Here is a 21,543-nt window from a genome sequence, read left to right on the forward strand (position 1 = left end):
CGGGCCTTCCTCATAAAATCCCGCGGTAGACGGCGAGTCATGTTTGCCGTATCGGTTGTGCATGAAATCGTCCCTCGAACATCTGCCGGAGAAGAAGCAACGCGAGCTTGCCCGTGTCGTCGAGATCATCCGTGAGGAGTTCTCTGACGCGCTCGAGGGCAGCTCGGCTGCCTTCAAAAGCGCGGAAGGATTCTGAAGATCATCCTGTTCGGCTCTTGCCCGAGGCACCTTCGTCGATGAGCCGCACACGATGAAGGGCTACCGTTCCGACTACGACATTCTCGTCATCGTCAACTCAAAGAAGCTTGCCGAACCGGAGTACTGGGACAAGGCGACCGACCCGCTGATGTGGGACAAGGGGATCTCGACGCCGGTCAGCCCGATCGTCCATGGCGCCCGCGAGGTAAATAACTTCCTCGCCGACGGGCACTATTTCTTCGTCGACATCCTTCGTGAGGGAATTATCCTCTACGAACTCGACGACCGGTCGCTGGCGGAGCCGAAGCGCCTGGCTTCCGCCGATGCTTGGAGATTGGCGAGTGAGCATTGCGAGAGGCATATTGCGAATGCGAAGGATTTCATCGAAGGCAGCCGCTTTTACGTCGCTAGAGCCAATCTGCCTCTTGCCGCGTTTCTGCTCCATCAAGCGGTCGAGACTACCTATTCCTGCCTACTCTTGACGCTAACGAACTACAGCCCGCCGTCGCACAACCTCAAATTCCTCCGTGGCATTGCTGAAGATAGAGATCGTCGGCTTGTCGATGCATGGCCGCGCGACCAGCACCGCTTTACCGCCTGGTACAACATTCTTAACGAGGCTTACGTCAAGGCGCGCTACTCAAAGCACTTCGAGATCAGCGAGGAGGCGCTCGGCTGGCTTCTCGAGCGGACGGAATATCTCCATGGCCTCGTGGAGATCATCTGCCAAGAGCGGCTGACCGAGTTGGCTGAGGCAGCCCGCGCCGGCTGAGCCGTCGCGGTCCGAAACTCACGTGCCTCAGGGTAGCCAAAAGCAGAAGTCCGCTTCGAGGACGGCTGTTCGGCTGCATGAGGCGCACCTCATGTTTGAGCATCGCGATCTCGCGTGCCCAGCAGTGGGCGCCGCCGCTTGCCTCCATGCCAGATAGACATGGACGCCGCTGCTGGTCATTGTAGCGCAGCAACTTGCTTCGCAATTTCCGATTGAACAGGGGCAAGCTTTCAAAGGGTGTCGTGAGCGTGGAAAAGTGTTTAGCTTAGTTCAGGCCAATGATGGGAAAACGGTGCCTTCTTTGTGGCGTTCGAGCAATGACGACGGTTCAGCACTTGTCTTTGTCAGAGCGGGGCGTTCCACCCCGGCACATCCAAATGTCAGACATAGGTGCATTTTCCATTTGCAAGACCTGGTCGCTGGCGAAGGGATCGAAATGCATGTCAGAGACTGTCTGGAAGCATTTGAGAGTTCAGTCGGTGAACTCGACGATGACCCCCGGCTTGACCATCTCCGCCAATTCCTCGGCGTCCCAGTTCGTCAGGCGGATGCATCCGTGCGACCCCGCCTTGTCGATCAGCGATGGTTCCGGCGTGCCGTGGATCCCGTAGGTCGGCTCCGTCAGGTCGATCCAGACGCTTCCGACGGGGCCATTCGGGCCTTTGGGCAGCGTCAGAGCCTTATTGTTGTTGCCCTGCTGGAAATTGATCTTGGGGTTGTATTCGTAGGGGGGCATGCGAGCGACCCCCTTGACCTTGTGGGTGCCGGAGGGCGAAGGCGATTCTTCGCTGCCGATGGTGGCGGGGTATACGGCCAGCAGCGAGCCGTCCTCGGCGAATGCCAGGACTTGCCCCGCTTGCCGGCGCGCCTCGATGCGTTTGACCTTGCCTTCCATCGCGGCACCGGGAATGGCCACCGACACCGTTTCGCCTGCGGCAAACGCGGTGCCCGGATTGAGCGCCTTCAGGAGGTCGATATCCATGTGAAAGCGTTCGGACAGCCTTTCCGCGACGCTCGTATAGCCGAGGTGCTCCATCCTGGCCTGCTCGGCATAGTCTTCGGGAATGCTCTCAACGAGGTCCTTGGCATCGTCATCGGAGATGACATAGGGCTCGATGACCGGCTTATCGGTCGGAAGCTTTTCGATGACCCTAGGGTCCAGCTTTCCGTCGACGGGAAGACCTTGCAGGGCCTCGAATCCGGCAATCGCTTTTGCGACGTTCTCGCCGTAATAGCCGTCGACCACTCCAGGCGACGAACCGGCGCGATCCAGAAGGACCTGGAGACGAATGATGGCCGGTTGCGGTCGAGGCGGGGCTTCGGGCGGTCGCTCCGGCGGAATGGAGTCGATCGACGCCTTGTTGATGGCGTCGGGCTGGAGTTCCTGGGCGCTGGCGGAGGCGCAGAGCGCCAATGTGAGGGATGCTGCGAACAAGGCGATTTTTTTCATGACCATCAAATGTACGACCACCGAACTTGTTCCGGCGGCTGCTTCCGCAGATTTGGTGAAAGAGGCAGAGCGAGGTGACCGCACCCCCACTCGAACTCCGCGCCATGCCCTTCGGCCCGGCTCCTCTTGCTTCCCGGCCTACGGCAGCGTGCCTCCAGGATGAGCCGCGGGTGCTTGAGCGGCGGGGCACATAGGATATGGAACGAGCGTTCCATTTCAAATTTGACGGAATAAATATTTGCTTTGACCGCGGTCGCGGATAACATCGCCTGAGAGGCTTTCTCGGACCGTTCTGCTGGCTTGCACAAGTCGGCGTCATAGCCACTCTTCCGGACTGCCATCATCGTCAACGGATACGACCAATGAGTGCATCCAAGACCTCTCCCTTCCCGCTGGCGGCCTGCGCGGAAATGCTCTGGCGCGACAAGCCGATCGAGTGGCGCGCCTCGCGCCTGAAAGAAATGGGTTTCGGCGTTGGCCTCTGGAACTGGCCGGAGCACGATCTCAATAAGCTGGAAGCGACCGGCGCGACCTTCACGATCATGAACGGCTATCTGACGGGCCGTCTGACGGACGACGACGGTGCAGCAGAACTCCTCAGAACGGCGCGCGAGACCGCGCAGGTTGGAAAGCGGCTTGGCGTTCAGCGGCTCAACCTGCATGGTACAGGTTTGGGAGACGGAGGCCTGCCTGTCCAGCCGATCGAAGTCGTCACCGGCGCGATGTGGCTGAGGGCCCGTGACACGCTCTGCCATATCGTGGATATGGCGGAAGAAGAGGGGGCCATCTTCACGCTCGAGAACCTCAACCTGCCGGTCGACCATCCGGGCGTGCCCTTCGGCCGCGCCGAAGAGACGCTGGCGCTGGTCTCAAGCGTCAATCATCCGCGGCTCCGCCTCAATCTCGATCTCTACCATGCCCAGATTGGCGAAGGGAACCTAATCGAACTCTGCCGCAAGTGTCTGCCTTGGATCGGCGAGATCCAGGTGGCTGATGTCCCCGGCCGCTGCGAACCCGGCACCGGTGAGGTCAACTGGAACGGTATCGCCAAGGCGCTGAATGCCATGGGCTATTCCGGCCCGATTGGCATGGAAGCCTGGGCCGCTGGCGATCCCGAAGCCGCGCTGGACGCATTTCGCGCCGCATTCACGATCTGACTGTTTATTACCCTGGCGGCGAAGAGGCTCATCGTCCGCTGACAGGGGCGGTTCCGGATCGAGTTCAGGCTATACGCTCTCCGGCGTGATAATCTCGAACGGAACGACGCGCTGCAGGATCGTCGTGCTGTTGCGCTGTTCCAGCGAGTCGACCATGGTCGCAATCAATTCGTCCGAGGTCCGCTCAAGCGGATGGCAGAGAGCGGCGGTGATGAGACCCTCGGTCAATCCCTTGCGGGTCTCGGGGCCGATGTCGCGGCAGACAATCCTGACCTTGCTTCGCTTTTCCTCCGGGGCTTCGCGCAGCGCGCGCAGAACGCCCGAAATGCCGCCCCCTGCGATATAGATGCCTCTGAGATCGTCGAGCCCCGAGAGCAACTCGGTCACGATCCGGTAGGCTTCCTGCGGCTCCTCATGTGTCGGCCGGCTGTCGTCCACCCTCAGATGCGGCGCGTGCTCCCGCATATAGGACCGGAAACTTGCATCTGAAATGTCCTGGCATTGATAGCGGTGGTTGCCGATAAACACCGCAACGCGGCCGGGGGTGCAGGTCGTCTGTGCGAGGAACCATGCTGCGGTCCGGCCGAGCTTCCAATTGTCGGTGCCCACATAGCCTGCCCGGTCCGGCGCGGATTGATCCGTGACATAGGCAATCACGGGTTTGCCGCGGGATTTCAGTGAATGGATCGTCTGGCTGATCAGGGGATGGTCGCCGGCGATGATGGCGACCGCATTGCAGCGCCTGCCGAGCACTTCCAGGCGATCGGCGATGTTCTGGGGCTCGAGAAGATCGACGAAATCGACCAGGGGCTCGATCTTCTCATGCTGTCGCCTCGCTGCCGCCTCGACGATCTTGGCGCCGAACAGCCGATATAGTTCACGGCTCGATTGCTGCAGGAGGAAACCGAAGCGGTAGCTCGGAAGCGCCCGCCTCTTGCGGTCCTCGATGACGCCTATCCCGTAAAATCCGATCTCTTCCGCGGCGTTCTGCACTCTTTCGATCGTATCCGCGCGCACCGAGCCGGAGCCGCCAAGGATCCGGTTGATTGTCGACACGCTGACGCCGGATGCCCCGGCAAGATCGGCAATGGTAGGGCGCTTTTTCATGATATATTTCACACCAAATCGGAATGAGACTAAATGATACAAAAATCTCCACGAGTTGCAACAACTATTCCACAACGGTGAGCCGTTTGGTACAAACATTCCAGCGACAACGGGGGGCGTCTTGGGAGGCGTCGTCGCGATCGCAAGCTCTAGGGAGGAGAATCAGATGAGTAGATTTCGCCGTCTCGCGGCAACCGTGTCGGCTGCAGCGATCATTACTTGCACTGCAACGGCCGTTATGGCTGCCAACATCTTTGTCGTCGGCGGCAAGCCGGATGATCCGTTCTGGTCGATCGTGAAGAAGGGCGCCGAGGATGCAGGCAAGGTCGTGGAGGCGCAGGGCGGGTCGGTAACCTGGCTCGGGCCGCAGAACTATGACAACCTTGGTGTCGACGCGGCGGAACTTATTCGCCAGGCCATCGACCAGGGCGCCGATGCGATCGTCGGCCCGGACTGGGTGCCGGAGGCGATGGATCCCGCATTCAAGGCGGTCACCGATGCCGGCATTCCGCTGGTCATCTATAACGCCGGCGGCATCGAGGCTGCCGACCGCCTCGGCGCGATGAACTATGTCGGTTCCAACGATTACCTGTCGGGCAAGGCTGCGGGCACCTATTTCGCCACGCATCACCTGAAGAACGCGGTCTGCCTCAACACGCTACCGGGTGCGGCGAACATCGAAGCCTTCTGCAAGGGCATGATCGATGGGGTTACCGAGGGTGGCGGCGTCGGCTCGGCACTGCCGCTACCCGCGACCTCCTTCGGTTCGGCGACGGCCGTGGCGCAGGCCCTTAAGGCGCATCTGCTGCAAAACCCGGACATCAAGGCCGTATTCGCTATCGGCAACGTCGACACGAACTCGGCGGTCAACGGCGTGGCGCAGGCCGGCAAGCAGGGTCAGGTGCAGGTCTGCGGCATGAACATGGACGAAACGATCCTGAACAACATCAAGAGCGGTACCCAGCTTTGCGCGATCGACCAGCAGGGTTACCTGCAGGGCTACCTGGCGGTCTCGATCCTGAACGGCAAGGTCAATTATGGCCTCACGGTGCCGACCCGGGAGATCCTGACCGGTCCCGGCGTCATCGACAAGGCGAATGTCGACGCCACCTTGGCGGGTGTGAAGGCAGGCGCCCGCTAAGCCTCGGGCGGCACGTCGCGAAGCCGCCGCTTGAGGCAGGCGGCTTCCAGTCCAATAGTGGCGATCGTTACCGGTCTTCGGCTTCATTGGTGGTGTCAAATGAACACGACAAATAGTCTCCCCGTCGCCTCCGTTCCTTCCGGTGGCGAGAATATCAAGGCAACGATCGGCCAGCTCTCCCGTCGGCCCGAAGCGGGGTCGCTCCTGGGCTTGGTGGCGGTGTTCGTCTTCTTCGCCATGATCGGCGGCAGTGTCTTCCTGTCCTCTGCGGGCTATGCAAGCTGGCTCAACATTGCCGCCGAGATAGGTCTCGTCGCGCTGCCGGTAGGCCTGTTGATGATCGCGGGGGAAATGGACTTCTCGATCGGCGCGATTATTCCGGCGGCATCTCTGACGGTCGCCATCATTTCCGGCCACTACGGCCTTCCGGAGAGTGTCGGGATTTCTGCCGGTCTGGGCGTCGGGGTCATGGTCGGCTTTTTCAACGGCTTCATCGTCAATCGCACCGGGGTGCCATCCTTGATTGTCACCATCGGCTCCATGTTCGGCGTCATGGGCCTGACGCTGGGCTTCACCGTGCTCATCGCCGGCAGCACCGGCGTGTCGCTCGTGCCGAGCCCGACCGCCAAGGCGGTCCTCGGCGAGTTCATCGGCGGCATGTTTCAGGTGACGATCTTCTGGTGGATCCTGTTCGTGGCGGGGTTTTTCTACCTTCTGCACATCTCGCCCGTCGGCAACTGGATCTTCGCCTTGGGTGGCGACAAGGTCTCGGCCCGCAATGCCGGCATTCCGACGGCCAGACTGACGATCGCGCTCTACATGCTGTCGGGCTTCTGTGCCGCCTTCGTCGGCGTCAGCCAGGTGTTCGTCTATCAAAGTGCGCAGGTGCTCGCGGGGCAGTCGTTCATCTTCAATTCGATCATGTGCGTGGTCATTGGCGGCGTGCTTCTGACCGGAGGCGCCGGGTCGGTGGTGGGCATTGTCTTCGGTACGCTCACCTTCGCGATCGTGAACCAGGGCGTCTATTTCACCGGGATCGACCCGAACCTCGGCAGCGTCATCATCGGCGCGCTGCTGCTGCTCGCTGTGATGATGAACGACAGGTTCCGGCTGATGGCGATGTCCTACGCAGCGAAGAAGAAGAAATGAGGGCCGGGAGATGAACGCCTTTTCCATAGGACAATTCGTACGCCGCCCGGAGTTCGGGGCCGTGTTGAGCTTCGTCGCGGTGATCGCCTTCTATGTGGCTTTCGGTGGCGTCAGCCTGGGATCGCTCTTCGGCGCTGCAAGCTGGGTCAATTTCGCGGCCAATCTCGGCATCGTCGCCTTGCCGGTCGGCCTTCTGATGATCGCTGGGGAGCTTGACATCTCGATCGGCGCGATGATCCCGGCGGGGTCGATGTCGATCGCCATTCTGTCGGGCTATTACGACCTGCCGATCGTAATCGGCATGCTCGGTGCGCTCGCCTTCGGCGTGCTGGTCGGACTGGCGAACGGTTTCCTGGCGGTGCGCACGAGCGTGCCCTCGCTGATCATCACACTGGGCACGCTGGTCGCGGTGCAGGGTCTCGTCCTGGCGGGATCGGTCATCCTGACCGGGGCCGCCTCGGTTCCGCTCGATGCGCCGGCCTGGGCCAAGATGGTCTTCGGCCAGCTCATCCTCGGCAAGTTCCAGGTCATCATCCTGTGGTGGCTTGTCGTCACGGTGATCTTCGGCTTCGTGGTGCACGCGACGCGCTACGGCAACTGGATCTTCGCGATGGGAGGAGACGAAGTCAGCGCCCGCAATGCCGGGATCCCGACCAAGCGGCTGAAGATTGCTCTCTTTGTTCTGTCGAGCACGGCGGCTTCCTTCGTCGGCATGTGCGGGGCGATCCTGTTCAACTCCGCGCAGGTCTCGGGCGGCATGAACTATATCTTCAACACGATTGTCTCTATCGTGGTGGGTGGCGTGCTGCTCACCGGCGGCTTCGGTTCGGTCGCCGGCATCTTCCTCGGCGCGCTGACCTTCGCTGTCGTCAACCAGGGCATCTATTTCACCGACATCGACCGCAACTGGTCAAACCTCATCATCGGCGTGATGCTGATGGCCGCGGTTCTGATGAACAACACGTTCCGGCGAATGGCACTCAGCTTCGTGCCGAAGAAAAAGAAGTGAGCGTCCAACCATGTCAGACAATACTCCGATCCTTGAACTTCAAAATGTCGACAAGAGCTTTGGTCCTATCGACGTGCTTCACAACATCTCGCTCAGGGTCCGTGCGGGCGAGGTGCTCTGCCTGCTCGGCGACAATGGCGCCGGCAAGTCGACGCTCATCAAGACGCTTGCGGGGGTGCACAAACCGACGCGCGGCACGATCCTGATGGACGGCAACCCGGTCGAGTTCAGCGGGCCGCGCGATGCGCAGGAAAAGGGCATCTCGACCGTACATCAATTCGGCGGCACCTTTCCGCTGATGTCGATCGGCCGTTCCTTCTTCGTCGGTGTCGAACCGACTAAGGGCTGGGGGCCGTTCAAGGTCTATGACCGCAAGACGGCGAACGAGATTGCCGTCAAGGCCGTGCAGGACTTCGGGATCACCCGCATCGACGATGGCGATCGTCTTGTCGGGGGGCTTTCAGGCGGCGAACGCCAGTCGCTTGCAATTGCCCGTGCCGTGCATTTCGGCGCCCGCGTGCTGATCCTCGACGAACCGACAGCCGCTCTCGGCGTGAAACAGGCGGCTCATGTGCTCAGGATCGTCAACGAGGCGAAGCGGCGGGGCCTGGCAGTGGTTTTTATCACCCACCAAGTCATGCATGCGATGGCGGTGGGCGATCATTTCGCCGTGCTCATCCGCGGGGCAATCGCCGCCGATTTCCGCAGGGGCGAGAAGACCCGTGAGGAGATTACCGACCTGATGGCAGGCGGGGAAACGATGGCGGACCTCGAGGCTCAAATCGAAACCTACATGGCAAGTCATGAGGGACATCAACCGCCGCCAGCCCAGTAATCGCTGACGGCACCACAAACAAACTTGCGCAATACCCGCAGCTTCGACAGCGCCTGAACGGACCGCAGTCGAAGGAGGGAGACTTGCGTCCGAAATCTGGAGGTCAAAATGAAGATAGCAATCGACCCCTTTATGCATCGCCATCTCTCGCTTGAGGAGTTGCCCAGCAAGGTCAAGGAACTCGGTTACGATTGGATCGAGCTTTCGCCGCGCGGCGATTTCCTCGAATGGTTCAAGGCGCCGCGCGTCTTCCCTGACCGTTTGAAGTCGTTCAAGAAGGCGCTCTCCGACGCCGATGTCGGCATTGCCTCGCTGCTGCCCATGTATCGCTGGGCCTCCAATGACGAGACCGAGCGTCAGGCGGCGGTGAAGCATTGGAAGCGGGCCATCGAGATCGCCGTCGAACTCGGCGTGGACACGATGAACTCGGAATTCGGCCGAGGCCCGCATCCCGACAAGGGCTCGTGCTACTGCTGCCACACCGGCTCGATGATCGAAGCCTGCGAAGACGCCTGGTGGCGATCGATGGAAGAGCTCGTCCCGGTCTTCGAGCGCGAGGGCATCATGCTTCATGTCGAGCCCCATCCGGAAGACTGGTGCGAGACGCTGCAGCCCGCTCTCGACATCATTCGCACGGTCAATTCGAAGAACGTCAAATTTCTCTACTGCGCACCGCACACCTTTTACTTCGGCGACGACACCAAGACGATGCTGCGCGAGGCTAGAGACGTGCTCGCGCACGTCCACGTCGGCGACACGTTCAACCACAAGGCCTCTTCGGGCCTGCGCTACATTCTCAACCCTCCGGGCACGCAGGCCCGCGTCCATCAGCACTTGAACATCGGCCAGGGCGAGGTTCCCTGGGACGATTTCTTCGCCACCCTCGCCGAAGTGGGCTTCGACGGCATCATGACCGCCTGCGTCTTTGCCTGGGAAGACAAGGCGGATCATTCCGGCACATTCATGCGCGCCGAAATGCAGCGCTACATCGATAAGTACTGGGGGGCGAAATGACCCTCAAAGTCGGTGTCATCGGCACGGGCATGATCGGTCAGGACCACATCCGCCGCCTGACCCGGGTCCTCTCGGCCGTCGAAGTCGTCGCGGTGAGCGATATCGACGGGGCTCGCGCTGCCGCTGTCGCGCCGGAGGGGGTGGCGGTCTTTGCCATGGCGGGCGACCTCATCCGCTCCGAGACGGTCGAGGCGGTGGTCATCTGCTCCTGGGGCCCCGCCCACGAGGAGCAGCTTCTCGACTGCATCGCCGCCGGCAAGCCCGTCTTCTGCGAAAAGCCGCTGGTCACGACCGTGGCCGCAGCGCTGAGGGTCATGGAGGCCGAGGTGGCGTTCGGCCGACGCCTGGTGCAGGTGGGATTCATGCGCCGCTTCGACGCCGACTATCGCCGCCTCAAGGCGACGCTGGATTCCGGCATTCTCGGCGCGCCGCTGATCTTCCATTCGACCCACCGCAATGCCGCGGTTCCCGAGGGGCTCTATACCTCGGACATGCCGCTTAACGACACGCTCGTCCATGACGCCGACATTTCGCGCTGGCTTCTGAACGACGAGGTGACGGGGGTCGAGGTTCGCGTGCCGCGCCGCTCGCGCCGTGGCAGGGACCTGCGCGATCCGGTGGTGGTGCTTCTGCACATGGGCTCCGGTGTGCTGGTCGATGTCGAGATCTCGGTCAACATCGCCTACGGCTATGACATCCGCGGCGAGGTTAGCTGCGAGGAGGGCACCGCAAGCCTGCCGCTCCGTCCGGCGACCGTCATCCGCGACATCCATGGCGTGCGCCAGTTGGTATCCGCCGATTGGCGCGAGCGGTTCATCGAAGCCTATGACCAGGAGTTCCGCGAGTGGGTTGCCGCTGCGGCGCGGGGGACGGCGACCGGGCCCTCCACCTGGGACGGCTATGCCGCGACGGTGGTCGCCGATGCGGCGCTGAAGGCAGTGGAGAGCGGCGCACTCGAGCCGGTCCGCATGCGCGACCGCCATTCCCTCTATCGCACGACATTGGAGGCGCCCCGGTAACCGACGTTCCGGTCACGCCCGACGGTCAAGAAGACAACATTCCTGAAAGGTTCGAAAATGCTGAATGGCGAAAGACTTATCGAACGGCCGCTCCGCTGGGGTATGGTCGGTGGCGGCCGCACCGGCCAGGTGGGCTACAAGCATCGCACCGGGGCGCTGCGTGACGGCACCTATCGGCTGGTCGCCGGCGCCTTCGATCTCGACGCCGAACGCGGCCGTGATTTCGGCGTGAGACTCGGCGTCGAGGCGGACCGCTGCTATGCCGACTACAAGGAACTGATCGTCAGGGAGACGGCACGCGAAGACGGCGTCGAGGTCGTCTCGATCGCCACGCCGAATTTCACCCATTACGAGATCACCAAGGCCTGCCTCGAGGCCGGCCTTCACGTCATCTGCGAAAAGCCGTTGTTCTTCACCGTGGCCGAATGCGAGGAGGTCGAAAGGCTTGCCGCGGAAAAGGGCCTGATCGTCGGTGTGACCTACGGCTTCACCGGCCACCCGCTGGTTCACCAGATGGCCGCCATGGTCAAGAAGGGCATGCTCGGCGATATCCGCATCGTCGATATGCAATATACCCACGGCTTCAACTCGGGCGACGACGTCGGCGCCGGCGAGGCCGTGAAGTGGCGCACGAACCCGAAGACCGCCGGCCCCACCTTCGTTCTCGGTGACATCGGCACGCATCTCTATTACCTCTCCGAGATCGTCCTGCCGCATCTGAAGATCGACAAGCTGCTCTGCGACCGCAAGGCGTTCATCCCGACCCGTGCGCCGCTCGAAGACCACGCGACCGTTCTCATGCACTATGACAATGGCGCTCGCGGCCATCTCTGGGTTTCGTCGGTCAACGCCGGCAACATGGGGTCGCAGCGCTACCGTTTCGTCGGCTCCAAGGCCTCCGTCGAATGGAGCGACAGCCACCCCGATCAGCTGATCTACGAAGTCCAGGGCGAGCCGAACCGCACGCTCCATCACGGCATGCCTTATCTCGAGGAAGAAAGCCTTGCGGTCGACCGCATGGGGGCGCTGCATTCCGAAGGCCTCGGCGACAGCTGGTCGAACATCTACCTGTGGATCGCGCAAGCGATCGACGCGAAGAAGCGCGGCGACGAAGCCTTCCTGAAGACGCACCACTATCCGGGCATCAAGGCCGGCACCGAAGGTGTCCGCTGGCTGGAGAACTGCGTCCGTTCGGCGGATGCAGGTTCGGCCTGGATTGACTTTCACTGAGCTCCACCACCTGGGGCGCTTTCGGGCGCCCCCCTTTTTTTGGATAGAGACAAAATGAAACTTTCGATCTGCACCGATGTGATGGGAGAGCTCTCCTTCACCGATATGCTCGACAAATGCGTCAAACTCGGTGTCGAAGGCATCGAGATGACCGGCGGCGGTTGGTCCCGCGCGCCGCATTTCCGGGCCGACGAACTCCTGGCCGACAAGGCGCTCTTGAGGACGAAGCTCAAGGAGATCGAGGCGCGCGGCCTCAAAATCGCGGCCCTCAACTGCTCGGCCAACCCGCTCGATCCGGGTGCCATGGGCAAGCGCCACCGCAAGGAGATGGAGCAGACGATCCGCCTCGCAGGCGAGATCGGCGTCGAGACCGTCGTGACCATGTCCGGCCTGCCGGAAGCGGCGCCCGGCGACGTGGTGCCGAACTGGCTCGTCTACACCAAGAGCTGGCCCGACGAGATGCCGGAGCGCGATCGCTACCAGTGGGAAGAGCGCGCTTTCCCGCTCTGGCACGATCTGGTGAAGCTCGCCAAGGAGACCGGCGTCGAGAAATACGCCCTCGAAAACTTCTCGGCCATGCTGGTCTGGAATCCCGAGACTCTCTTCCGCCTGCGCAACGAGGTCGGCCCGACGGTCGGCATGAACCTCGACCCGTCGCATCTGATGTGGATGGGCGCCGATCCGATCGCATCGGCCCGCGCACTCGGCAACGCCATTCACCATTGCCACGGCAAGGACACCCGTATCGAGCGGGGGCTTGCCGATGTGAACGGCCTTCTGGAATTGAAGGAGGTCACCGACGTCGCCAACCGCAGCTGGAACTACGTCGCCGTCGGCGCCGGCCGTGATCTGCAATGGTGGAAGGAGTTCTTCTCGGTCGTCCGCATGTGCGGCTACAACGGCTGGGTAAGCCTCGAGATGGAGGATTTCACCATGTCCACGGAGGCAGGCATCCGGTCCTCCATCGACGCGCTCCAGGCAACGATCAGCCGCTGAGAGCCTCTACGGCGCGGCGCGTCCGGCGCGCGAAGCACTTAGGGCCCGGGCGTCCCGATACGCGGGAAGCGTTACGATGAAGCAGGCGCCGCCGCCCGCCGGGGAATCATAGCGGACGGCGCCGCCGTGGCGCTCGGCGATCTGGCGCACAAGCGCCAGCCCCAGGCCCCAGCCGCCCGCGGCCTCACTGCGTCCCGAGGGGCGGTAGAACGGCTCGAAAACGCGGGCGCCCTCGCTATCCGGTATGCCCGGGCCGTGGTCGCGGACCCTGAGCTCCACCTTTCTGTCGGCTTGGGCGACGGTGGCCGAGACTGGCGGGCCGCCGTGGCGGAGCGCGTTCTGCATGAGATTGCGCACCAACCTGCCGAGCAGGCGCGCATCGCCTGTGACGGTCGCGGGCGTGCCGGAGACATCGACGCCGTTGCGCGCCCCTTCTTCCGAGACTAGGGCCAGGAGGTCGACGGGCTCGGGCGCATCGAGTCGCTCGACATGGTCGAGCCTGCTCGCCAGCAGGATCTCCTCGACCAGCGTGTCCAGCTCGGCAAGGTTGCGGACGATCTCCTCCTTGCGGTTGTCGTCCGGTGCCTGCTCGTAGAGGTCGATCGCCACGCGCAGCCGGGCAAGCGGCGACCGCAATTCGTGGCTGGCATTGGCGAGAAGAGCGCGGTGCGACTTGATCAGCCGTTCGACGTGATCGGCGGCTTTATTGAAGCTCTTCGCCACCGCCGCCACTTCGTCGCGGCCATTCGCCGGCACGCGGGCGACAAAATCGCCCCGCCCCCAGGCATCGACGCCTTCGCGCAGCCGCTCAAGCCGTCGCGTCAGGTGACGCACCACCGGATAGGCGGCAAGGCCGATGACGCCAGCGATCAGCGCCAGATAGGCGAGCGGATTGCGGCCGGCCGGCCGGAAAGGCCGTGCCATGCGCGCGGCCACGGTGCGACCGTCGGGCAACTCGGTCACCATGGTGTGAACGTCGCCTCTGTCGTGGCGCCAGCGCCGCTCGAGAATGTCGCGCGGGAGCGGCCGGCCGGCGCCGGCGATCAGCCTGCCGTTTCGATCATAGACCGCAAGGTCGGCGTCGAAAGCCCGGGAAAACCGCTTCAACGTCGCCTCGACCGACTGCCGGTCCATGTCCGACGGGATGAGTGCTGCAACGAAGCGCGCGCGCTGGCTCTGCCAGCTCACATCCTCTTCGCCCTGTCCGAGCCACACGAAGGCGGCGCTGGCGACGGCGACCGCCGCAAGGCTCGCCAGCAACGTCAGGTAAATTTTCAGGAACAGCCGGCTGCGCATCGCTCTAGGTCTCTGTCTGGACGCATGTCGTTATCCCGAACCGCGGCACATTTTTGGGCGACATGCTTTATCTCTCGTCGTCCTGGAAGCGGGCGAAGACATAGCCGGCGCCGCGCACGGTGACGATGCGTCGCGGATGCTTGGGATCGCTCTCGATGGCCGCCCTGATGCGTGAGACATGGACGTCGATGGAACGGTCGAAGGCTTCCAGCTCCTCGCCTTTCACGGCGTCCATCAGTTGCTCGCGCGACAGCGTGCGGCCGGCATTTTCGGCAAGCGCCACAAGCAGGTCGAACTGGTAGCTGGTGAGGCCGCATTCGCGGCCGTCGATCCGGACCGAGCGGGAGCCCGGATCGATCTCCAGCCGCCCGAAGCGCAAGGTCCGCGAAACCGGCGCGCTGCCGTTGCGGCGGCGCAGGATGGCCTTCAACCGGGCGAGCAGCTCGCGCGGATTGAAGGGCTTGGGCAGATAGTCGTCGGCTCCGAGCTCCAGGCCGACGATACGATCCGTCTCTTCGCCCTTGGCCGTCAGCATCAGGATGGGGACGTCGGAAACCGCGCGCATGCGCCGGCAGGTTTCGAAGCCGTCAAAGTCCGGCAGCATGACGTCGAGGATTACTGCGTCCGGCGCACGGCGGCCAAGGTCGGTCAGTCCCGCCGTGGCCGTCGCAGCGGTGTGGACGGTGTAGCCGTTTCCGGAGAGATAGTCGGCAAGCATGGCGGAGAGGCGCGTGTCGTCGTCAACAATCAAGACCCGTTCCGCCATCGCTTCCGTTCCGTTCAATCGCTCGTTGGTCTTACCACGGGCCGCGGCCCCTGCGCTCCTTCAAATGCGCAGCAAGCTTGGCGCGCTGCTCCGGCGTCAGCACTTCGGCGGCTTCGAGGAGCGCAGTCGTCATTTTGCGCGAAGCCGCGTCGATCGCGGCAATGCGCTCGCTGCGCAGTTTCTCGGCGGCGGCGCGGTCGACGGTCGCCGCACCGAGGAGTTCGATAACCTGCTCGCGCGTCTCGCGGAAGTCCCGGAAAGTCGGCCTGATCTCGGTCCGGGCATTGTCGATGATGTCCCAGAGCTTGTCTTCCTGCTCGGGCGTCGTGTCGAGTTCGTCGAGCATGGAGCCGATCCGCTGTTCCATAAAGCCGCCTCCCATATGCGCGTGCATGATATGGCCGCCCATGCCGAACCGGCCCATGCCGAAGCCGAAATCGTCGCTGCGCGCGGCAGCAAATCCGACCGCGCCGACAACGCCGACGGCGGCGAGCCCGCCGATCGCGGCGCGCCGACCCCAGCCCTTCGAAGCGGGCGCTCCGGCGGTCGGGCTCGACAGGTTCTTGTCCTCGTTTTCCATAGTCAGTCTCCTTTCACTCCGCAGCACCTGCTGCAATGGAGGAAAGCTAACAGGGCAACGTTTCGAGCCTTCCGGGCGAATGTAAAGAAATGTAAAGCCGAAGCGGCGGCCGTGGCTCGCCGTCGCAGCGTCAAGCGGGGATCGGCTGACCCGTTATCGTCTTATACGGCGCAGCACCGCTTCGAGCGCCTCGGTCAAGGCACGGCTTCCGCCGCCGCCTTCGAAATCGTCGAACACCTGCTCGTTCAAGCCGCCGGGCGTCGAGAACTCGCGCCTCAGCGTGTCGAGGGGCGTCGCCTCGGCCCTGACCGCCGTCTGCGCCAGGCTGGCGAAGAGCGGGGTCAGATAGGCGCGGGCCTTCTCGCGCTCCATGCCTTTCTCGGCAAGCCAGCCGGTCGTTCGATCGAGAATGCCGAAATAGGTGCCCATCAGGGCGCTGGCGGCGGCGAGGAGGTCGTAATCCTCCTTCGTCTCGCATTCGACTGCGGTGCCAAGGGCGGCGAATAGAGCGGCAACGCTCGGGTTCGGCGGATAGATCGCGGTGACGCCGTCGCGTTCGGCGACAAAGGGCAGGGGAACCGCCTGGGTGAGGTCCACCTCTCCGGTGATCCAGCTCAAGAGCCTCGGGCGGTCCGTCGCCGCGATGACGCTGACGACCGCCTGGCCTTTCCGGAAGGTGAGTTCGGCAATCACTTCCTCTGCGATCTGCGGCCGGATTGCCAGGAACAGGATTTCGGCCACATCGACCACCGCCTGGTTATCCTTGGCGATCCGCACGCTGGGAAACCGGCCCGCGAGCCGGGCGGCGATCTCCCGGTTGCGTGGCGAGACGATGATCTCCGCCACGTCGAGCGGGGAGGCGACGATGCCCGTCACCATCGCCTCGGTAATGGTGCCTGTGCCGACGAAGCCGATCCGCATCTATTCCGCAGCCTTGCGCCGTCCGAGCGAGACGTCCGTCGTGTAGTTCTCGCGCATGAAATTGATGAAGTTCTGCTGGAACTGGCGCGTATGGGCGTGCGCCAGCTCGTCGGCGAGATCGACATTCTTCTCCCGGATCGCTTCGAGCATCTGGTTGTGCTCGTCGGTCAGCAGATAGCCTTCGTGCGTGCGCTCCAGATACTCGAAGTGGAGATGCAGCATGCGCTGGCCCTGGTTGAGCAGCCGCTCGTAGAAGGACGCCAGATAGGGATTCCGCCCGGCGTAGGCAATCGACATGTGGAACTGCTTGTTGGCCTCGGACATCTCGAGGTGATTGCCGGTCTTGACCGCCGCTTCGAATTCCTTCTGCCGCCTGGCGATCGTCTTGAGGTCCATCTCCGTCCGCAGTTCCGCGGCAAGCCGCGTGTTCATGCGCTGGGCGATATCGAGCGCCTCGACATATTTCGGGAAGGTCGCGACCTCGATCGGCGCCACAATGGTGCTGCGGTTCGCAAGCGTGACGACCAGATCCTCGCCGGCGAGGCGGATCAGCGCCTCGCGGACCGGCGAGCGGGACATGTCGAACCGTTCGGCAAGCGTGCTCTCGTCGAGAAGTTGGCCGGGAGCGAGCGTCAGCGCCAGGATCTCGTTTCGGAGCGTCTCGTAGACATTTTTCCAGCCGGTGCCCCTGGCGCGCTTGGTTTCAGTTTCGTCAGACACTTACGTCCCTTTCCGTCGTTCGGACGCATAAGGCCAGAAGAGCCCCGCCGAGACAATGTAAATTCTCCGCTTGACAATGTCGACACGTTGCCGACATAAATATCGTGTCGACACGTAGACGACAGACGAAGAACAAGATCGGCAATAGCCGACGGGTGGAACCGCGCACCGCGCACATCAAACAGAGGAAATTGAAGATGCTTTCGAAGATGCTTGCGTCCGCAATGCGGGCGATGCCTGCGCTTGCCCTGATCGCTGGACTCTCAACCACCGCCGCATCCGCTGAGACCGCCGAAGGCTATTGGCAGGACGTGCAGAAGGCGGGCGTCCTTCGTTGCGGCGCGGCCGTTGCTCCGCCCTATGTCATGCGCGATCCGGCGAGCGGCGAATATTCCGGCTTCTTCGCCGATCTCTGCCGCGAATTCGCCGAGACGCTGAAGGTCAAGCCGGAATTCGTCGACACCACCTGGGACAATATCGTCGCTGGCCTGCAGGCGGGGAAATGGGACCTTTCGCTGGCGCTGAACAGGACGCCGGCGCGTGCCATGGCCGTGCAGTTCTCCGTTCCCGCGATGGAGTACCAGATCTCGCTCGCCTACAACAACGAGAACCCGAAGATCCCCGCCAGCGTGGCTTCGGTTGCCGATATCGACAAGAAGGACGTGACGCTCGCGGTCATGTCGGGCACCGCCCAGGACAAGGCGATCACCGCCGCGGTTAAGAACGCGACGATCCTGCGCCTGCCGGGTAACGATGAAACGCGCCTCGCCGTCGTCTCGCGCCGCGCCGACATCCTCGTCGATGCCTCGGACACCAACCAGCTCTTCACCCAGTCGAACCCCGGTTGGGCGGTCGCGCTGAATCCGACGCCGGCGCTGGCGAAACAGGGCGTCGCCTTCGGCCTGCCGCATCAGCTGTCGGCTGCCGACGTCGAGGTGGTGAACATCTTCCTCGAGGAAAAAATCGCGACCGGTCACGTAGACGAACTGATCCGCAAGGCCGTCGACGAGGTGCTGAAGAGCGCGCAGTAACGAAACTGTAGGGGGCCGGGCGCGGCCACGTGCCAGCCCGGGCACTCTCATCCCTTCTTTTGACCAGCGAGGTCGGCGATGACCATGTCCTTCAGTGCTCCCCTTGTCAAAATCCAGTCCCTCCACAAGAGTTATGGCCCGCATATTCAGGTGCTCAAGGGCCTCGACATCGAGATGATGCCCGGCGAACGGGTCGTCGTCATCGGCCCGAGCGGCGGCGGCAAGAGCACGCTGCTGCGCGTCATGATGGGGCTCGAGAAGATCGACAGCGGCTCGATCAGCTTCGGCGGCAAGCCTTATATCTCCTCCGAGAGCGCCGAGAAGAAAACTGAGATCGACACCGAGGTGCGGCGCTCGATAGGCATGGTGTTCCAGCACTACACGCTGTTCCCGCATCTCTCCGTCATCCAGAATCTGACCCTCGCGCCCTGCAAGGTCCGGGGTGAAGCCAAGGCGAGCGCCATCAAGCGGGCCCAGGCGCTGCTCGAGCGCTTCGGCCTCGGCGCCAAGGCCAATGCCTATCCGGCGCAGCTGTCCGGCGGACAGAAGCAGCGCGTCGCAATCGCCCGCGCCCTGATGCTCGATCCGAGGCTGATGCTGTTCGACGAGGTGACCTCGGCGCTCGATCCCGAGCTCGTCGCCGAAGTCGAGCAGGTCATCCTGCAGCTTGCCGCCCAGGACATGCCGATGATTATCGTCACTCACGACATGTGGTTTGCGAAGAACATCGCCTCGCGCGTCATCTTCTGCGCCGGCGGCGTGGTCGTCGAGGACGGCCCGCCGGAGCAGGTGCTCGGCGCGCCCAAGGAAGAGCGCACACGCGACTTCATCGATCGCGTCTTCCATATCCGGCACTAGGAGGGCGAGATGGGTTACTCCTTCGATTTCCAGTCCGTCTCCCTCGGGCCGCTCTGGGAAGGGCTGATCGTCACGCTTGAGCTGACGGTCGCCGCCAATATCATCGGGGTCGTGCTGGGCTTTCCGCTGGCGCTCCTCATCATGAGCCGCTTCGCGCCGGTGCGGCTGCCGGCGATGCTCTTCGTCGAATTCTTCCGCTGCACCCCGGCGATCGTCCAGATCGTCTGGTTCTTCTACTGCGTGCCGATGCTGTTCAACGTCTTCCTCGGCTCGGTGACGATGGGCATCCTGGCGCTCGGCCTCAACCTGATGGCCTTCAATGCCGAGGCCTATCGCGCCGCGATCCAGGCAGTTCCGCGCGAGCAGTTCGATGCCGGCATCGCGCTCGGCCTCAACCCGCTGCAGCGCACCCTCTATATCGTGCTGCCGACCGCGGTGCGGGCGTCGATCCCGGTCCTGCTGACCAACGGCATTGGTATCTTTCAGCAGACTGCGCTGGTCGCGATCGTCGCCGTGCAGGACCTCATGTACCAGGCGAAGACGCTGGCGACGGAGACGTACAGGCCGATCGAGACCTTCACCATCGTCGCTCTGGTATACTTCGCCGTCTCGTTCCCCGTCTCGCAGATCGTCGGCTATCTCGAACGCCGCCGCCAACTGATGATGAGCTGAGGAGAAGACCCATGGCTCTCGATTTCTCCATCATCCTTCGTTTCCAGGAAGCGCTGCTTCTCGGCCTCTGGATGACCATCAAGCTGACGCTGATCTGCATCGTGCTCGGCTGCAGCCTTGGCTTCTTCATCGGCCTAGCCCGCACATCGCGCAGCGCTCTGCTGCGGACTGTCTCCAGCGTCTATGTCGAGTTCTTCCGCGGCACGCCGGTGCTCGTCCAGCTCTTCTGGATCTTCTTTTGCCTGCCGCTGATCCTCGGCGTCGAGCTCTCCAACCTCACTTCGGGCGTGATCGCGCTCACACTCTACATGGGCGCGATCACCAGCGAGACCTTCCGCGCATCGTTGAAATCCATCGGTCCGGAACAGCTCGACGCCTGCGTCGCACTCGCCCTGCCGCGCCGGGTCCAGGTGACGAACGTCATCCTGCCGCAGGCGGTGCTGCGCGCCGTCCCGACACTGCTTTCGAACTGCGTCAGCCTGTTCAAGGAAAGCGCGCTCGTTTCGGCCGTCGGCATGGCCGACCGGATGTTCGTCGGCCAGAACATTTCTAACAACACGGCGCGGCCAATCGAGGTGCTGACGGTGGTCGCCCTCATCTACTTCCTCATCGCGTTCCCGCTCACCCGTGCCGTCACGCTGGTCGAGCGGCGCGTGCTCACCAAGCTCGCGATCTGAACCGAATTCTTTCGAAAGGAGAACCTCCATGAAACTCTCTGGCGTCATGCCCGCCCTCGTCACCCCGTTCGACGCGAACAACAGGGTCGACTTCAAGGCCTTTGAAAAGCTGCTGGCCCATCTGCGCGAAGCCGGCGTCACCGGCTGGGTTCCGAACGGCTCGACCGGCGAGTATTTCAGTCAGTCCACGGAGGAGCGTCGCGACGTGCTTCAATTCGTCAAGGATTTCGCCAAGCCGGGCGAAATCCTGATCGCCGGCACCAATGCGCCCGCGACCCGCGAAGTCATTGAGCAGACGTCGATCGCCAAGGAGATCGGCTATGACACTGTGCTGCTCGCTCCGCCCTTCTATACCCGGCCGACGCAGGCCGAACTGATCCGGCACTATGAAACCGTACTCGGCGCGGTGAATGTGAACCTCGTCCTCTATTCCTATCCGGCCAAGGATGGTTCGGACATCAGCTTCGAGCTGATGGACCATTTCGCCGATAATCCGCGCGTGATCGGGATCAAGGAAAGCTCGGGCGTATTGCAGCGCGCGGTCGACATCGCGAGCCGCTATGAGGGGCGCATTCAACTGGTTTCCGGTTCGGACGACATCGCCCTCGACTTCATGTTCTGGGGTGCCGATTCCTGGATCTGCGGGCCGTCGAACTGCATGGCCAAAGCCTGCTGCGACCTGGACCGCACCTTCCGTTCCGGCGATCTCGACAAGGCGCGCGCGCAGATGAAAACCCTCTATCGGGCGATGAACATCCTCGAAAGCGGCAAGTTCGTGCAGAAGATCAAGTATGGCTGCGAGCTTCAGGGCTTGCCGGTGGGCGAGTGCCGCGCGCCACTCGGGCGGCTTACAAACGATGAAAAGGCCGAATTCCGCGCCGCCATGGAGCCGATTCTGAATTGGTAATCGCCAGTCGAAGCGCCGCTTCCCGGCCGTTCGACAAT

At 62.8% G+C, this 21,543-nt stretch carries 21 protein-coding genes and 1 pseudogene; 15 read left to right on the top strand and 7 right to left on the bottom strand.

The window, feature by feature from the left end; all coding sequences use genetic code 11:
- Positions 1-61: 61 nt before the first annotated feature.
- A pseudogene (locus CO656_RS24610) lies at positions 62-970 on the top strand (nucleotidyltransferase and HEPN domain-containing protein).
- A 472-nt stretch (positions 971-1,442) separates the two neighbouring features.
- Here CO656_RS24610 and CO656_RS24620 read toward each other — a convergent pair.
- On the bottom strand, positions 1,443-2,426 hold the full coding sequence (locus tag CO656_RS24620; protein WP_037424561.1) for a L,D-transpeptidase: 984 nt from the start codon (positions 2,424-2,426) through the stop codon (positions 1,443-1,445).
- Positions 2,427-2,782: 356 nt separating this feature from the next.
- Between CO656_RS24620 and CO656_RS24630 the strand changes: the two genes are divergently transcribed.
- On the top strand, positions 2,783-3,577 hold the full coding sequence (locus CO656_RS24630) for a TIM barrel protein (RefSeq protein ID WP_097527478.1): 795 nt from the start codon (positions 2,783-2,785) through the stop codon (positions 3,575-3,577).
- Between the two features lie 69 nt (positions 3,578-3,646).
- Here the strand turns inward: CO656_RS24630 and CO656_RS24635 are convergent, their stop codons facing one another.
- Positions 3,647-4,684, bottom strand: a complete 1,038-nt coding sequence (locus tag CO656_RS24635; RefSeq protein WP_097527479.1) for a LacI family DNA-binding transcriptional regulator — start codon at positions 4,682-4,684, stop codon at positions 3,647-3,649.
- A 166-nt stretch (positions 4,685-4,850) separates the two neighbouring features.
- Here CO656_RS24635 and CO656_RS24640 point away from each other — a divergent pair, with 166 nt between their 5' ends.
- The 8 genes from CO656_RS24640 (at position 4,851) to CO656_RS24675 (ending at position 13,077) form a co-directional block, all read left to right on the top strand.
- Complete coding sequence (locus tag CO656_RS24640) at positions 4,851-5,825, top strand: sugar ABC transporter substrate-binding protein (protein WP_179864837.1); 975 nt, start codon at positions 4,851-4,853, stop codon at positions 5,823-5,825.
- 99 nt (positions 5,826-5,924) lie between these two features.
- Positions 5,925-6,974: an ABC transporter permease gene (locus CO656_RS24645; RefSeq protein WP_097527481.1), complete on the top strand. Its 1,050-nt coding sequence runs from the start codon at positions 5,925-5,927 to the stop codon at positions 6,972-6,974.
- Between the two features lie 10 nt (positions 6,975-6,984).
- Positions 6,985-7,983: an ABC transporter permease gene (locus CO656_RS24650; protein ID WP_037424569.1), complete on the top strand. Its 999-nt coding sequence runs from the start codon at positions 6,985-6,987 to the stop codon at positions 7,981-7,983.
- Between the two features lie 10 nt (positions 7,984-7,993).
- Positions 7,994-8,818, top strand: a complete 825-nt coding sequence (locus tag CO656_RS24655; RefSeq protein ID WP_037424571.1) for an ATP-binding cassette domain-containing protein — start codon at positions 7,994-7,996, stop codon at positions 8,816-8,818.
- Between the two features lie 108 nt (positions 8,819-8,926).
- On the top strand, positions 8,927-9,832 hold the full coding sequence (locus CO656_RS24660; RefSeq protein WP_097527482.1) for a sugar phosphate isomerase/epimerase: 906 nt from the start codon (positions 8,927-8,929) through the stop codon (positions 9,830-9,832).
- Entirely contained in the window at positions 9,829-10,851 is a 1,023-nt protein-coding gene (locus CO656_RS24665) for a Gfo/Idh/MocA family oxidoreductase (protein WP_097527483.1), read from the top strand. The genes CO656_RS24660 and CO656_RS24665 overlap by 4 nt, the downstream gene beginning before the upstream one ends.
- 57 nt (positions 10,852-10,908) lie before the next feature.
- A complete protein-coding gene (locus tag CO656_RS24670; RefSeq protein WP_097527484.1) occupies positions 10,909-12,081 on the top strand; it encodes a Gfo/Idh/MocA family oxidoreductase in 1,173 nt (390 codons plus the stop codon).
- A gap of 54 nt (positions 12,082-12,135) precedes the next feature.
- The gene (locus CO656_RS24675; RefSeq protein WP_037424579.1) at positions 12,136-13,077 is read left to right on the top strand and encodes a sugar phosphate isomerase/epimerase; all 942 of its coding nucleotides are present in this window, start codon (positions 12,136-12,138) and stop codon (positions 13,075-13,077) included.
- A 6-nt stretch (positions 13,078-13,083) separates the two neighbouring features.
- Here the strand turns inward: CO656_RS24675 and CO656_RS24680 are convergent, their stop codons facing one another.
- The 5 genes from CO656_RS24680 to CO656_RS24700 all read right to left on the bottom strand — a co-directional run bounded on the left by CO656_RS24680 (position 13,084) and on the right by CO656_RS24700 (position 17,360).
- Entirely contained in the window at positions 13,084-14,373 is a 1,290-nt protein-coding gene (locus CO656_RS24680; RefSeq protein WP_097527485.1) for a HAMP domain-containing sensor histidine kinase, read from the bottom strand.
- 67 nt (positions 14,374-14,440) lie between these two features.
- A complete protein-coding gene (locus tag CO656_RS24685; RefSeq protein ID WP_097527486.1) occupies positions 14,441-15,139 on the bottom strand; it encodes a response regulator transcription factor in 699 nt (232 codons plus the stop codon).
- 31 nt (positions 15,140-15,170) lie between these two features.
- Complete coding sequence (locus CO656_RS24690; protein ID WP_097527487.1) at positions 15,171-15,719, bottom strand: Spy/CpxP family protein refolding chaperone; 549 nt, start codon at positions 15,717-15,719, stop codon at positions 15,171-15,173.
- A gap of 153 nt (positions 15,720-15,872) precedes the next feature.
- Complete coding sequence (locus CO656_RS24695) at positions 15,873-16,640, bottom strand: pyrroline-5-carboxylate reductase (RefSeq protein ID WP_097527488.1); 768 nt, start codon at positions 16,638-16,640, stop codon at positions 15,873-15,875.
- Positions 16,641-17,360, bottom strand: coding sequence for a GntR family transcriptional regulator (locus CO656_RS24700; protein WP_097527489.1), 720 nt, complete (start codon positions 17,358-17,360; stop codon positions 16,641-16,643).
- Positions 17,361-17,557: 197 nt separating this feature from the next.
- On the opposite strand from CO656_RS24700, the gene CO656_RS24705 reads away from it, so the two are divergent.
- From CO656_RS24705 to CO656_RS24725, 5 genes are all read left to right on the top strand, one after another.
- Positions 17,558-18,391 (top strand): transporter substrate-binding domain-containing protein, encoded by an 834-nt coding sequence (locus CO656_RS24705; RefSeq protein ID WP_097527530.1) that lies wholly within the window; start codon positions 17,558-17,560, stop codon positions 18,389-18,391.
- 78 nt (positions 18,392-18,469) lie between these two features.
- Positions 18,470-19,249, top strand: coding sequence for an amino acid ABC transporter ATP-binding protein (locus tag CO656_RS24710; RefSeq protein WP_097527490.1), 780 nt, complete (start codon positions 18,470-18,472; stop codon positions 19,247-19,249).
- 9 nt (positions 19,250-19,258) lie between these two features.
- Positions 19,259-19,921, top strand: a complete 663-nt coding sequence (locus CO656_RS24715) for an amino acid ABC transporter permease (protein ID WP_097527491.1) — start codon at positions 19,259-19,261, stop codon at positions 19,919-19,921.
- Positions 19,922-19,932: 11 nt separating this feature from the next.
- The gene (locus CO656_RS24720; RefSeq protein ID WP_097527492.1) at positions 19,933-20,598 is read left to right on the top strand and encodes an amino acid ABC transporter permease; all 666 of its coding nucleotides are present in this window, start codon (positions 19,933-19,935) and stop codon (positions 20,596-20,598) included.
- 28 nt (positions 20,599-20,626) lie between these two features.
- Positions 20,627-21,505 (top strand): dihydrodipicolinate synthase family protein, encoded by an 879-nt coding sequence (locus CO656_RS24725; RefSeq protein WP_097527493.1) that lies wholly within the window; start codon positions 20,627-20,629, stop codon positions 21,503-21,505.
- Positions 21,506-21,543 lie beyond the last annotated feature (38 nt).

Source organism: Sinorhizobium sp. FG01 (assembly GCF_002531875.1).
GTDB lineage: Bacteria > Pseudomonadota > Alphaproteobacteria > Rhizobiales > Rhizobiaceae > Sinorhizobium > Sinorhizobium fredii_C.